This window comes from Paenibacillus sp. cl130, from assembly GCF_900116035.1.
Taxonomy (GTDB): Bacteria; Bacillota; Bacilli; order Paenibacillales; family Paenibacillaceae; genus Paenibacillus; species Paenibacillus polymyxa_B.
In genome coordinates, this window is sequence record NZ_FOYG01000008.1 from 43,083 (window position 1) to 57,090 (window position 14,008).

Consider the following 14,008-nt stretch of genomic DNA (forward strand, 5'->3'; position numbering starts at 1 on the left):
GTATGTAAATGCTGACAAGTCTTGACGCCGGGGCACCAAGACTTGCTCGCATACAAACTTTGCTGTTATTCGGGCTTCATTGATGTCACAACCTGAGGCTACTTCGCTTTCAGGCTTGCTTCATCAAATTGAAACTGAACTGTATACCAGTGATCATACGGCACTCCGCCAAGGACCAAGCCAGGCACAATGACGTGTGTGTAAGCACTGATTTTCTGGGACAAGTCTCCTACCTCGAATTGAACGACACGTGTATCGCCGGATGTCGAGATCACTTCTACATCTTTCAGGGTACCGTTTTGCTCCACTTGTAGAGTTGGCATCCAAGAGCTATTTTTCAAGGTCACTTGGATATAGCGCTTGTCTCCCTTTTCAATCAGTGTGGCTGGCTTGTCGAGATAACCGTCCATAACGGAAGCTTCACTCGTTTTGTCTTTAAATACGTTGTAATTAATCGTGTATTGCTTCTCGGAAGCCGTTTGAATCGGTTGCTCAACTACTGGTTTTTTTTCTGCCACAGGTGTGGTCGTTTCTGCTGCCTTGTCCGTAGATGCTGCTGTCGGTTCAGTAGCGGTTGCAGTTGTAGCTGCATTGTCTCCCTCACCTTTAAGCGATGCACGGTCAAATTGAATCTGTCCGCCGAATTTCTCATTTAGAATGTATTTCTCAGGCAGATATACCTGTGTGTACACACTCAACTTTTTATCCAAATCAGGCACTTCGAATGCAATAGTGTGCGTGCCACCTTTGGTGTCTGAACCCATAATCGTCGGATTGGCATAACGGCCTTCAAAATCCGTTTGGAACAGCTTCAAAGCCTGGTTGTCCGTAACGGTTACATGGGCCTGAACCTTACCATTTTTCACAATCAATTTCGCCAGATTTTGTACAAAAGGAGCCGCTAGAGAATCCTTGTCCGTTCCGTTCGCCAGCACACGGAAGTTCGCACTGTACTCTCCATCCGCTAAGTTGTTTTTCCCTTGCTCTACTTCGTCTGCTTTAGTTTCGTTGTAGTAAGAAACATCGCTGGTGTTAAATTTAAATTCAAAATCGTATACCTTCTCTACCCGATCCTCAGTCTTAAAGACCATCGGAGTGGAACTTGCCACTTTAGGGGCTTCATAGACAACCAGTTGGCCTTTTACATTGTTTTTAAAGTCATTCACGCTAAAACGAACGTGCTTCGTATTGCTTGTTGCATCTTCCTGTGTCACTTCTGCGTCTCGGTAGTCCCCGCTTGCGTTGTCCCAAATGCGCAGCGCCTTCACTTCATTACTGTTTTGCAGCTTCAGACCTACAAACCGTTTGTCGCCTTCCACGACCAATTGCGCCGATTCGTCAGTGATGAAGCGTTGAGCCGGAGAATCCACTCCTGTGGAACCATCAGACAAAACGATACTGAATTTCAAAGCATATTTACCATTGGCAAGCTTGTCGAAATCCAATTTAACAATGGGATCAGCTGCACCCGAAGAGGAAGGCTCGACAAAGCTGCGAATGGTAGCAGGCTCGAATTGATACTGCACATCATATACGTGGTCATAAGGGATGCCACCCAAATCCAATCCAGGTACGATCACATGCGTATTTACTGTCACTTTATCCGACAGATTGGGTACTTCGAATTGTACTGTTCTTGTATCTGCGGAGCTCGATTGATCGACAACCTGAGCCTCTGCACCATTTACTTTGAACGTTTTAATCCAACTGCTCTTGTCCATTTTGATCTGAATCACATTTTTACCGGACTGTCTTAACAGCGTGGCTGGTTTCTGCATATAGCCATCCATCACAGATATTTCATTGCTTCCATTTTTGAGTACGGAGAAATCAATGCTGTATCTGCCGTTTTCAGTCACGGGAGTTGTGCCGCCGTCTGTTCCTTTTACCGCAATGCTGCTGCGGTCAAATTGAAGACGAAGCTTATGATCCATCTCATAAACCCCACCTGGATAGGTCGTGCTCACATGTACCTGTGCATTCATAATAGCGTCCAAATCGGCCACTTTGAATTTCACAACACGTGTGTCCGCTTTCTTGTCCACGCTTACGATATCTGCATCTGTTAACGTTCCGTTTTGTTCTGTTTTGAACTCCGTCACTGTGGCGCTGTCTTTGATCGTGAAGGAAGCTTCATACTTGCCTTTTGATACCGTCAGTGTTGCCGGAGATAATAAATATTGCGCCATTGCCGATTTTTGATCTTTTGTTGCGTGCAATGCATTGAACTGGATCGAATACGTTCCATCAGCTAAAACTTTTCCAGGCGTACCTGGCGTCCCAGGATCAACCGGGGATGTTGCCGTTCCTAATTGGAGATCGACATTATATGTTTCCACATAATTTAACTCAGGCCAGTTGATGCTTACCCATGCGTTCAGCTTGGCAGGCACTTCTTTAACCTCAAATTCGATAACACGTGTATTCGCCGTTTGATTTTCGCTTACTACGGCCGTATTGGTCAATACTCCGTTTTGTTCTACTTTAAAGCCGTCAATCTGTTTGCTCTTTTTCAAAGTGAACTGTACATATTTCCTGCCCTTACGTTCAACCAGGGTACCCGGTTTTTCTGTATATCCATCCATCATGGACTTTTCACTTGAACCGTCTTTTAACAGCGTAAAGTCCAGATTTGACGTTACTGGAGTTGAACCGTTGTCCGTTCCTGGCTGGTCAAATTTAAGGCGTATTTTGTGGTCTGCACTATACGTACCCATGAGAATATGGACTTGTGCGTTCAAAACTGTATCCAGATTCGCTACCTTGAATTTCACCACACGCGTATTGGCTGTTTTGTCCTCACTTACAATATCCGCATCCGTCAACGTTCCATTTTGTTCTGTTTTGAATTCCGTTACTGTAGTGCTGTCTTTAATGGTGAAGGAAACTTCTTTTTGCCCCTTCAATACCGTCAAAGTCCCTGGAGACACCAGATATTGCGCCATTCTCGATGCTTGATCTTTTGTTGCATCCAGCGCATTAAAGTTAATAGAGTACGTTCCATCCGCCAAGGTCGGTGGTGCACTAGGGTCAGGTGTAATACTTGTGTCAAACTTGATTTGAACATGATACCAATGATCGTATGGTACTCCTCCCAGTTCCAAACCAGGCACAATCACATGAGTGTAAGCATTCAATTTATTGGATAAGTTGCTTACTTCAAACTCAACCGTACGCTGATTAGCGTCACTAACCTCTGAAATAGTTGCTGCTTCTACAAATTTACCGTTTTGCTCTGTTTGAAATGAAGGAATCCAGCTACTGTTATTAAACGTCAGTTGAATATACCATTTATCTCCTTTTTGAACGAGCTTTGCAGGCTTTGAGGCGTAACCGTCCATCACAGAAACTTCTTCTGATTTGTCCTTCAGTATTGTAAAATTAAGGACACCCGGTTTCAAGGGAACTTCCGGCTCAGGTGAAGGGGTAGGGGGAGTTACGGGTCCCTCTTTTAAAGCTATAGTTGATGGATCAAATTCAATCCAGTTTTGTCTGAGTCTATTATTTAAATTGTAATTCACATCAATTTTCTGTTCCAAATTATACACATCAAATGTTACTGTTCGTGGTTCATACGTCTTTTCCCCTTTTACTAAATCTGAAATATGGGCAGGAACGGTTTCTCCGTTTTGTCTAAATTCGATATCTGTAAAGGGAGTATTAGGATTGTCGAGAATTAAAGAAACATGATACGTAGCCTGCCCTACAGTAGAACTCTGTTCAACCGTCAACGTAGCTGGCTTTAGGAACATATCATTATAAGGGGAAGTCACTACCCCTGACACCTTGCTTTCACTTTTAACAACGTAGCTAATAGAATATTCATTAGTATCCTTCACAGTGCTGGAACTCTGTGAGTCTGCGGCTGCTACTGTGTACGCACTTGCCACATCTACTGTTGGAACCACTTCTTCTGGACTTGGCTCTATCGGATATACATCTTGCGTCACAGAGGGCTCGGATACACCAGATTCAGTTGATGAGCTTGTCTCATCAGAAGCAGATACGGTCGGAGCAAATGGGAAAACAACTGAGAGCAGCATAACAATAGCTGCAAACGTCATTAAGTATTTTTTCAATTGCCTTTTCAAGTGTATTAATCCCCCTACTTAAAATATACTCATTTGGAGCTCAATAGAATTCCAAATGAGTATAAGATCAATGTATAATTACTCCACTATTAGATGGAATCTTCGTCAAATAAAAATTGAACAGTGTAATCGTGATCATATGGAATGCCGCCAGTGTATTCTTTAGGCACACTTACATGCAACTTAACATTCAATTTTTGGGAAAAACTACTTACAGGGAACTCTACTATTCTTGTATCACCTGAGGTACTTACCACACTCGCATTCACATACTGGCCGTTTTGTTGCGTTTTGAATTCAGTGACCCAAGCACTTTTAGTAATAGCTACTCTAACTTTGTATTGACCATTATTAGCGATTAATGTAGCGGGTTTGGCGACATAACCGTTTGAGTCCATGTATGAGGTTTCATTGGTACCATCTTTGTACACTGTATAATCAACGTTATACGTTCCATTAGGCAAAGCCGCATTCGCTTTATTGGCAGAAAATGGAGCTAGTACCACAAAAACAAGCGCTGCCATCAGTACAGTAAGCATTACTTTTTTCAAAGACAATTTTTCCATACGATTCATAATCATGTTCATGTTCTTAATCTCCTTTTACGTTTTATTTTGGATTAGATTTCGTCGAATTGCAGTTGTACATCGTACTTGCCTGTGTAGCCGATTACTGGAATTGTGATTTCAGCGTAAGCATTCACTTTTGCATTCAGATCAGCAACTTCAAATTCCACTACACGAGTGTTGCTAGCAGTATCTGTGCTTACTACAGTCGCATCTTGCAGTACGCCATTTTGCTCTACTTTGAACGTTGTAATCAGATTGCTGCTTTTCACAGTCAGACGAACGACATTTTTGCCATTAGCTACCGTAACCTGAGCAGGCTTCGTCAGGTAGCTATCCAATCGAGAAGTTTCATTGGTTTGATCCTTCAAAACAGTATAGTCTACGTTATACGTGCCGTCGGCTGCTGCCGCTTTAGCTGAGAATGGAGCAACGAGTGCAAAAACAAGCGCTGTCATGATCAATGCTACAAATACCTTCTTAAAAGAAAATTGCTCAAAGCGATTCATTACCATATTCATATCTACACACACTCCTCAATTTTTTATGCGTTAATTTGTGTTGATTTTATGAACGATAAAGATGGCTTGAATTTACTTCTTGGAAGATTTAGTTGATTTTGCTGACTGGACGGCTGCTATTTTTTTGACGCTTTTGGAATCAAAAGCGAAGCGGATCGTATAGTCATGATCGTAGTTATACGCAGGGACAGTAACATGGATTTTAGAGATTAGCGGGCTGTTCACACTCGTAATTGGAAATTGTACGGTGCGGGTATCGGTTTTGGCATCCTTATGGATGACCTTTGTATCGATGATTTTGCCTTTGTAATCTACTTTAAACCCGGTTGTCCATTCGCTATGATTCAGCTTAATTTGCATGGTCATTTGACCTTTTTTTACATACAACTTAGCTGGTTTTTCAAAATAATCATTAGCCATGGACACCGAATCATTTTCTGCCTTGAGGATATTGTATTTGAGCGTGTATGTACCATCCGCCAATTTTGGAGAAGCCGCAGCGGCTACTACAGATGACGAAGTTGGCCAAAAGCTCAGCACACTCACCAGCAGAAACACAGCAATAATTGCAGAATACCCCTTCTTCATTATGACAGCAGTCCCTCCCCACGAGAATTTAAGTAATTGATTATCATTCTCAATTGATAATTAAAAAAAATAGCTCTTTTTGAGCCGTGTCTTCCCACCTTTCTATTCCAGAATTTCGCAAAATAAAGTAAACCCATCACCAATATATCTTACACTTTTCGAAAATGTCAATATGTATTTGCATGTACATAACCCCTTGATATATGCTATTTTTTAAGAAAAATTTGTAGTTCCTTCTTCTATAATTCGAATATACCCCTTTTATTTTTAGTTCAAAATTTATTTAAAAATTTGCTTTTTTCAATTGACAATCCCCAGTGATATTCATTATCATTCTCTTATACATAAATGAAAATGATTATCATTATTGTTTAACTCGAAAATTGCAGGAGGAATAACATGAAATCTTATGTGTTGTGGTCGTCCGCAGCGCTTTTATTGGCAGTTACCGGATGTAGTAATGGTGCCTCGACCGCAGATCACAAACCAACCAGTGCATCCGTATCTGCCACTTCTGGCACGACAAGCAGTGCGGCGATTCAAGTTACTGATTTTTCAAAACGGACGTTAGCGTTTCAAAAGGTCCCTCAACATATCATTGCGCTCAGCAATGGCGATCTGGATATCATATACGCATTGGGTGGAACTGCCGTGGGCAGGCCCAACTCCAATGGACCTGCCATCGTACCTGCTGCTGAGAACGTTCAGCAAGTAGGCTCCACTCATGAAGTCGATCTGGAGAAAATTACGATGCTCAAACCGGATGTCGTGCTAGGCAATTATCCTATGAATGAAAAAGACATTCCAGCCATTGAAGGAGTCGGTTCACAGCTGCTGCTGACGGGAGCCAATTCAGTTCACGATATTCAGTCGCAAATTACGCTGTTCGGACAATTACTGCAAAAGCAGGCTCAGGCCGTGAAGCTAAATCAGCAAATTGACCAACTAATAGCTAAGCTGCAAAAGGAAACCGCTTCTGCCTCCAAACCGAAGGTGTTGCTAGTCTACGGAGCCCCGGCTACGTATATGGCGGCACTGCCGAATTCACTGAGTGGAAACATTCTGGAAGCTGCAGGTGGCTCCAACATCGCCGCTGATTTTCCGGGCCTGCAAAATTTCCCACAATACGCGCAGCTGAACACAGAACGCATCATACAGGCTGACCCTGACTACATCTTCATCATGACCCATGGCAATACGGAAGATGTTAAAGCCGCATTTATAAAGGAAATGCAGGAAAATGCAGCTTGGAACGGAATCCGAGCAGTCAAAAACAATCAGGTCGAGGTTTTACCTTCAGATCTGTTCGGTACGAATCCGGGCACACGTGTCACTAAAGCGCTGGATTTGATGCATCAAAAGCTGTATCCGGCGAAATAGGCGATGGAGATGAACAAACTACAGCGCGCCAGAAGACGCACCATCGCCTGGATTACCCTTCCGATTCTACTGCTGGCCGTCTCTGTGTACGGTCTGGCCTACGGCTCGGTGTCGATTCCACTTCAAGAAATTAATCATGTTTTGCTACATAATGATGAATCTACATATCGCACGATCCTGATGGATCTCCGGCTACCCAGAGTATTAGTAGGTTTACTGGTAGGAGCTTGTCTCGCAGCTTCCGGAGCACTTCTTCAAGGTGTCATGAAAAATCCATTGGCTGACCCTGGCATTATTGGTGTATCGGCAGGAGGTGGACTTGCCGCCGTCATTACGATGGTGATGCTTCCACAGCTCAGCTACCTTCTTCCGATAACCGCCTTTTTGGGAGCCTTTCTGAGCGCAATCGTCATTTATCTGCTGGCTTGGGACCGAGGGGCATTGCCTGTTAAAATTGTGCTGGCTGGCGTTGCGATCAACGCGCTGCTGGGCGCACTCACCAACGGCGTAATGGTCATGTACAGCGACCGCGTACAGGCCGTTCTTCCTTGGCTATCCGGCGGATTAAACGGACGAAGCTGGCATCATCTAGAGTTCATGGCTCCTTACGCCATCATTGGATTAATCGCCTCTTTCTTTGCGATTAAACCTGCTAATCTACTACTGCTGGGCGACGATTCAGCACAGCTGCTGGGCCAGCGAGTAGAGCTTCAACGTATGCTCATTATCCTGCTTTCTGCCCTGCTTGCCGGTACAGCAGTCAGTGTAGCCGGGTTGATCGGCTTTGTAGGACTGGTCGTTCCCCATGTCATACGGCTGCTGATCGGGGAAGATTATCGGTTCCTCCTTCCCCTTTCCATTGTGGGCGGCGGAACGCTGGTTGTTCTCGCAGATACGGTGGCGCGATCCTGGTTTGACCCGATTGAACTGCCTGTAGGTATTTTGCTGGCCGTCATCGGAGCACCGTTCTTCTTAATCCTGCTCAAGAAACGGGGGAGTTTCGGATGACAGCCATTCAGGGTGAGCATATCTCCTTACAACGTGGGTATTTCAAGCTGGACGATGTGAATATCACCTTGCCCGCTGGTCAGCTCACTGCGATCGTCGGACCGAACGGTTCAGGCAAGTCCACGCTTTTGCGGATCATGACCCGGCTGCTCAAGCAGGATCAGGGTCAGGTTTCCATCCTCGGCAAGCCCGTGCAGGAATACAAGCGGCGTGATTTTGCCCAGACGATTACAATGCTACCGCAAATGAAGGATATGCTGCCGTTATTGACGGTCCGCGAGCTGGTCGCTTACGGAAGATCTCCTCATGCCAAGGGCTTGAGGGTACGCCATACCGGACAGGACCAGCAAATCGTGGACCATGTCATGAGGATCACGGGCATCCAGCCCTATGCAGATCGGATGTTCCATACTCTATCGGGAGGTGAACAACAAAAAGCACGAATTGCAATGGCCTTGGCCCAACAAACGGATATTCTTTTGCTCGATGAACCGACCACTTTTCTGGATATCGCCCACCAATTTGAAGTTATGGATATGCTGCGGCGTATCAATCACGAGTCCAGCTTGACGATTGTTATGGTACTGCATGATTTGCAGCAAGCTGCGGCCTATTGTCATCATATGATTGCGCTTAAAAAGGGACGAATCGCCGTTGCCGGCGAACCCCGTGAGATTTTGACGTCTGCTTTTCTTCGCGACATTTATGAAATGAACGCTACCATCAAATTTGAGAATGGCTATCCGGTTATTATACCGACCATACCACATCATTCAGGAGGAATTTAATATGGTTATCGTTACAAATACATCTAAAATCACACCGGGCAATGCACATCTACTCATCGAAAGATTTAACAAAGAAGGAAAAGTTGAAAAAATGGAAGGTTTTCTCGGTCTGGAAGTGCTGCTGACTGAAAACACGAAGGATTATGAGGAAGTAACGATCAGTACACGCTGGAAAGAAAAGGAGAACTTCCAAGGCTGGACGAAAAGCGAAGCATTCCGCGAATCCCATAGCCACCGTCAAATTCCGGACTATATTATTGAAAATAAAATCACGTTCTATGAAGTTAAAATCGTTCGTCATCCCATCGCCAACAGCGATTCCTCTTTGGCGAGTGATACGGAAGCAGTTTAATCCTGCATCACAGCCTAAAAACAAAAAAGCGACTCCGCAGACAATATCAATTGTCCGCAGAGTCGCTTTTTCTATAAGGATTATGTCGAATTCCTCAGATTGTAGTTGAGCAGCGACGTCCAATTTTCAGCGTCTCTCCGTGCCCCAGAACATGAATGCGTTCCTTCGCAATACCCCTACGCTCACGCTCCGCTTCGAGCCGATCCAGCGCCTCTCTTGGCGTATCATCCGCTAGCTTGAAGGCTCCGTAGTGCATCGGAATCATCTGATCTGCGCCGCAATCTACAAACCCTTGCAATGCCTCCTCCGGTGTCACATGCTGCGAGGTCATGAACCATTCCGGTTCATACGCACCAATCGGCATAAAGGTCAGGTCAATGGCAAAGCGCTCGCCAATCTCCTTAAACCCACGAAAATATCCAGTGTCTCCCACAAAATACAACGTCGGTGTATGCTCTGAATCTGTATTCGAATGAGGATGAGGTTCCGTGACGGACGTGGCAGAGCCAATCACCTGCTGCTCATTTTGCAGAACGTATCCACCCCAATGCGAAGTGTTCGTATCAAACGGCGTGCGTCGTGTCCAATGCTGGGCTGGAACAAACGTAAATCGTACCCCTCCTACCGTAAAATGCTCCCACCATTGCAGCTCATGACAGTTACGAAAACCTTTGCGGATCATTTTCGCCTTTAACCCCGTGGGTACGAGCATCAGCGTATCTGCACGATATAATTTCCGCAACGATTCTAAATGTAAATGATCATAATGTGAATGAGACAGCAGAATGATGTCCAGTGGTGGTACATCCTGAATACGAATGCCGGGCGGAGCCAACCTTTTATCAAGAGCCATACGCTCTGCCCATACCGGATCGGTGACGATATTCAGCCCAAGATACTGGATGAAAAAGGTGGAATGTCCCACCCAGGTCGCTGTCGCCATCTCCCGATTGCTATGCAGGAACTCCAGCTCCGGGGGATGGTTTGGCACAACGAACGTATAATCCTTTATTTTGCTGCGTCGCTCCTGCCGCCATTGTCTGAATTGCTTGATTGTTTTATCGGTATTTACATGATCCATATTGTTAAAACGAACTTTGGGCATGATGCAGCTCCCTCCCTGATGAACCCGTTTTCCAAAAAACGCATCGGTTCAATTTAACTATATATTGTCACTCGAGTGTGAACATAAAATGATGCAACATCCTGATATATGTAAAGTATAATTCAATCACGTCTGTAAAGGAAATTCTGCGATAATACAGCAAAAACAGACCTCCCGAATCAATCAGGAAGGCCTGTTCCACCTGTTGTTGTCAGTCTTGTGGATTTTTAAAGCGTGCCGAATAAATAAACAAAAACACAATCGCCACGACAATAATGATAGGTGACTCGTACATAATCGTAAAATGCTCGAAAGCAGCCACTCTAACTCACCCTTTCTTCCCTTCATGTCCGCGCACATATTTTGCATCGAACAGAAACAATCTTAATATCAGGATTAGCGAAGGGATCAGCACCAGCAGACCCGCAACAAACGCCGTAATCAATGCATACGCCATCGTAGAATTTGTAAAGCTGTCGTAGACATTAATGTAGGGATACAGAACATACGGGAGATGCGAGCGGCCGTAGCCATACCAGGCAAATGCAAATTGCAGCATCACCAATATGAATGAAACCCCTAGATGCCGCCGCTGCCATACCAGATAAACTGCTCCCGCAAAGCATATGAAGGATGCAACAAACATCCAGGCTATGTTCAGCATATTGGTAAAATGATCTGGATTTTGTTTGTTAATCTGAAAAAATGCGAGCAGACTCGCCAAAATCGTAGGAGCACTCCAGAGCAACGCGTACCCTCGTACGATTTCGAAAGCAACCTTGTCCCCTGCCCTTTTGGCATAAAAGGACAAAAACATCGCCGAGATATACAATACACTCACCAGCGCCAGAATAATAACCGCCCACGTGTAGGGGTTGCTTAATAGCTGGCCCCATTGCAGATGAACACCTGTGCTGTTTTCTACAATAATGCCGCCTTCCGAAATGGCAAGAACCGTGGATAGTGCCGCCGGAATCAGCAACCCTGTCGCACCGTATAACGCCATGTAGACGATATTATTTTTACCGGAATGCCCATACGTATTGTATGCATAATACACTCCTCGGATGGCAAGAAGCACAATCGCAATACTGCCGGGAACGAGTAACGCCGTACCATAGTAATATGCCGCATCCGGGAAGAACCCGTTTAATCCCACCACAAAAAAGATGAGAAATACGTTTGTTACCTCCCACACCGGGGACAGATACCGTTGAATGATATTGTGGATTTTGTTCTGGTGGCCTGTTAACACACTGTAAAAGCTGAAAAACCCTGCACCAAAATCAATGGATGCCACAAGCAAATATCCGAACAGGAACGTCCACAAAATGGCGATACCTACAATCTCATAGCTCACTTGCCTTCAGCCCCTTCCAGGCCCAGCTGCCTTATCTCTTCTACCGCATCCTTATTGCGGAATAGCTTGCTGAGTACCTTAATGGCCGAGAAACACAACACCAGATACAAAATAACAAACAGCACCAGCATCCACCCGACACTCGTAGAAGTGGTCGCTGCTTCGGAGACTTTCATATATCCGCGTAAAATCCACGGCTGTCTACCGACCTCCGCAAACATCCATCCGAGTTCAATAGCTACCATCGCCATCGGCCCCACCAAAATGAGCGCCAACAGCAGCCATCTGGGGTATGGTTTGCGACCTGGCAAACGCTTGCGGATCAGATATAACAGTGGAATGACGAGAATCAGCACCCCTGTAGTGATTTTCAGGTCAAACATATAATGGATAGACAGTGGCGGACGCTCATCTACGGGATAATCATTTAAGCCCTTGACCTCCGTACTGGGCAGGTTCCCGGCCAACACACTAAGTGCATAAGGCACTTTCAGCGCATACTTGATTTCACCGTTCTTATCCATATATCCGCCATATACGAAGGGCGCATGCGTCATCGTATCAAAATGCCATTCGGCGGCGGCCAGCTTCTCTGGCTGATATTTGGCCAGAAATTTACCGGATGCATCTCCAATCATCACGGTACTGATGGCAAACACAATGGTACAGGTGGCAGTCAGCTTCAGTGCCTTTTTGAAATAAGGGTGATTACGTCCCCTCAGCATGCTGTAAGCCGCCAGTCCCATCAGCACCCCAGCGCTCAATGTATACGAAGAAGCCAGTACATGAGAAACTTTAGTCGGGGTAGCCGGATTTAGCATGGCCTGGATGGGATGAATATCAGTCATGACTCCATTTTTGAGTGTAAAGCCTTGAGGTTGGTTCATGAACGAGTTCACAGTCGTAATAAAAACCGCTGATGCAGATGAGGCAATCGCTACCGGGATGAGCAGCATCAGGTGAAAATATTTGCTTTTAAACCGATCCCAGGTATACAAGTAGATGCCCAGGAATATAGCTTCGATGAAAAAAGCAAACGTCTCCAAAAACAGAGGTAGCGCAATCGCTTGTCCAGCCACCCGCATAAAGGTGGGCCAGAGCAAGCTGAGCTGTAGACCAATGGAGGTGCCTGTAACGACACCCACGGCAACGGTAATGACAAACCCTCGCGCCCACCGTCGGGCCAGCAGTGTATAATGCGGATCACCGGTTCGCAGCCCACGCCATTCTGCTAGTGCAATCATTAAGGGTACGCCAACGCCGATGGATGCAAATACGATATGAACAAACAGGGTAATTCCGGTCAGCATCCGGCTTAGCAATACAGGGTCCAGTGAAGACAAATGGGTTTCACTCCTTTATTTCACATTTTAAACATCGCGGATCACTCTGGATTACCAACTAAGGAGTCAAGCGAGCTATGCTTTTAATTACGGCATATAGCATAATGGCCGCAATTACTATACATACAATAATGAGCGTTCTTTCCTGCTTGCGGAACATAGGAACGCCTCCTTCACTTATCTATTGGCGCATTTTGGTAACCTATTCACAGTTTGGTTCATTCTTCCGAGTTTTAACCCTGCTTCTGCATTGAATGTAGCCGTATTTCTTTTTAGATATTGTCTTATGCATTTCAATACGTTATATTGATATATAGTTAGATAACCTAATTATATGAAAAGAGTGAACTTATGCCACCAAAACAAAGTAAGCGGGACACCGTCCAGCAACCCCTTCCCCGTCTGGGTCCAGAACCTTATCTGGAGTTAATGGATCAAACTGCCCTTGCAGGAACGGACCGACAACTTGCCCGCATTGGTCTCTTCTTGCTGTGGACGGGTGATAACGTGCTGGACGCGATCGATCTAGATCTATCTGCCTACGGCCTCACAGAGAGTAAGCTAGATCTGTTGTTGCTGTTGACACTACACCAATCTCAGGCTCAGATGAGCCCCTCTATGATTGCCGACCGTCTGGGAATCCGTCGTGCATCTGTTACATCAATCTTGGACTGGACAGAGCAACGAGGATGGATTATCAGAGAACATAATTCTACAGATCGACGCAAAATTCATGTACGCATTACAGAAGCTGGGACTCATCTTGTACAGCAGGTGCTTCCTGTATTTTGGTCTTCCTGTGCTTCTCTAGCGAGTATTTTGGAGCCAGAGGAGCAGGTCGTTTTTTCGCGGATTATAGAAAAAATCCATCATCATATGGAAGGCAGATTGGGGGTGGGCAGATAA

13 protein-coding genes are annotated in these 14,008 nt (G+C 45.2%); 5 read left to right on the forward strand and 8 right to left on the reverse strand.

What is annotated here, in order from left to right:
• Nucleotides 1-98 precede the first annotated feature (98 nt).
• The 4 genes from BM358_RS20405 to isdC form a co-directional block, all read right to left on the reverse strand.
• Nucleotides 99-4,091, reverse strand: coding sequence for an NEAT domain-containing protein (locus BM358_RS20405; protein ID WP_028541841.1), 3,993 nt, complete (start codon nucleotides 4,089-4,091; stop codon nucleotides 99-101).
• Nucleotides 4,092-4,180: 89 nt separating this feature from the next.
• On the reverse strand, nucleotides 4,181-4,678 hold the full coding sequence (locus BM358_RS20410) for an NEAT domain-containing protein (RefSeq protein WP_023990291.1): 498 nt from the start codon (nucleotides 4,676-4,678) through the stop codon (nucleotides 4,181-4,183).
• A 32-nt stretch (nucleotides 4,679-4,710) separates the two neighbouring features.
• Nucleotides 4,711-5,178: an NEAT domain-containing protein gene (locus tag BM358_RS20415; protein ID WP_029519187.1), complete on the reverse strand. Its 468-nt coding sequence runs from the start codon at nucleotides 5,176-5,178 to the stop codon at nucleotides 4,711-4,713.
• Nucleotides 5,179-5,250: 72 nt separating this feature from the next.
• Nucleotides 5,251-5,766, reverse strand: a complete 516-nt coding sequence (gene isdC / locus BM358_RS20420) for a heme uptake protein IsdC (RefSeq protein WP_028541839.1) — start codon at nucleotides 5,764-5,766, stop codon at nucleotides 5,251-5,253.
• 399 nt (nucleotides 5,767-6,165) lie between these two features.
• On the opposite strand from isdC, the gene BM358_RS20425 reads away from it, so the two are divergent.
• From BM358_RS20425 to isdG, 4 genes are read left to right on the forward strand one after another with little or no spacing between them, the layout of a single operon-like run.
• Entirely contained in the window at nucleotides 6,166-7,146 is a 981-nt protein-coding gene (locus tag BM358_RS20425) for an ABC transporter substrate-binding protein (RefSeq protein ID WP_028541838.1), read from the forward strand.
• Nucleotides 7,147-7,155: 9 nt separating this feature from the next.
• On the forward strand, nucleotides 7,156-8,154 hold the full coding sequence (locus BM358_RS20430; RefSeq protein ID WP_028541837.1) for a FecCD family ABC transporter permease: 999 nt from the start codon (nucleotides 7,156-7,158) through the stop codon (nucleotides 8,152-8,154).
• Nucleotides 8,151-8,942, forward strand: a complete 792-nt coding sequence (locus BM358_RS20435; RefSeq protein ID WP_028541836.1) for an ABC transporter ATP-binding protein — start codon at nucleotides 8,151-8,153, stop codon at nucleotides 8,940-8,942. The genes BM358_RS20430 and BM358_RS20435 overlap by 4 nt, the downstream gene beginning before the upstream one ends.
• Before the next feature lies 1 nt (nucleotide 8,943).
• Nucleotides 8,944-9,294, forward strand: coding sequence for a heme oxygenase (gene isdG / locus BM358_RS20440; protein WP_023990297.1), 351 nt, complete (start codon nucleotides 8,944-8,946; stop codon nucleotides 9,292-9,294).
• 94 nt (nucleotides 9,295-9,388) lie between these two features.
• Here the strand turns inward: isdG and BM358_RS20445 are convergent, their stop codons facing one another.
• The 4 genes from BM358_RS20445 to BM358_RS20455 all read right to left on the reverse strand — a co-directional run bounded on the left by BM358_RS20445 (nucleotide 9,389) and on the right by BM358_RS20455 (nucleotide 13,102).
• Complete coding sequence (locus BM358_RS20445; protein ID WP_028541835.1) at nucleotides 9,389-10,399, reverse strand: MBL fold metallo-hydrolase; 1,011 nt, start codon at nucleotides 10,397-10,399, stop codon at nucleotides 9,389-9,391.
• Nucleotides 10,400-10,610: 211 nt separating this feature from the next.
• On the reverse strand, nucleotides 10,611-10,721 hold the full coding sequence (locus BM358_RS27210; protein WP_007432143.1) for a cytochrome bd oxidase small subunit CydS family protein: 111 nt from the start codon (nucleotides 10,719-10,721) through the stop codon (nucleotides 10,611-10,613).
• Between the two features lie 6 nt (nucleotides 10,722-10,727).
• Nucleotides 10,728-11,759, reverse strand: coding sequence for a cytochrome d ubiquinol oxidase subunit II (locus tag BM358_RS20450; protein WP_023990300.1), 1,032 nt, complete (start codon nucleotides 11,757-11,759; stop codon nucleotides 10,728-10,730).
• The gene (locus BM358_RS20455; RefSeq protein ID WP_023990301.1) at nucleotides 11,756-13,102 is read right to left on the reverse strand and encodes a cytochrome ubiquinol oxidase subunit I; all 1,347 of its coding nucleotides are present in this window, start codon (nucleotides 13,100-13,102) and stop codon (nucleotides 11,756-11,758) included. Before BM358_RS20455 ends, BM358_RS20450 begins: the two co-directional genes overlap by 4 nt.
• A 351-nt stretch (nucleotides 13,103-13,453) precedes the next feature.
• Here BM358_RS20455 and BM358_RS20460 point away from each other — a divergent pair, with 351 nt between their 5' ends.
• Nucleotides 13,454-14,008 carry a MarR family winged helix-turn-helix transcriptional regulator gene (locus BM358_RS20460; RefSeq protein ID WP_023990302.1) on the forward strand — a complete coding sequence of 185 codons (555 nt, stop codon included), beginning with the start codon at nucleotides 13,454-13,456 and terminating at the stop codon, nucleotides 14,006-14,008.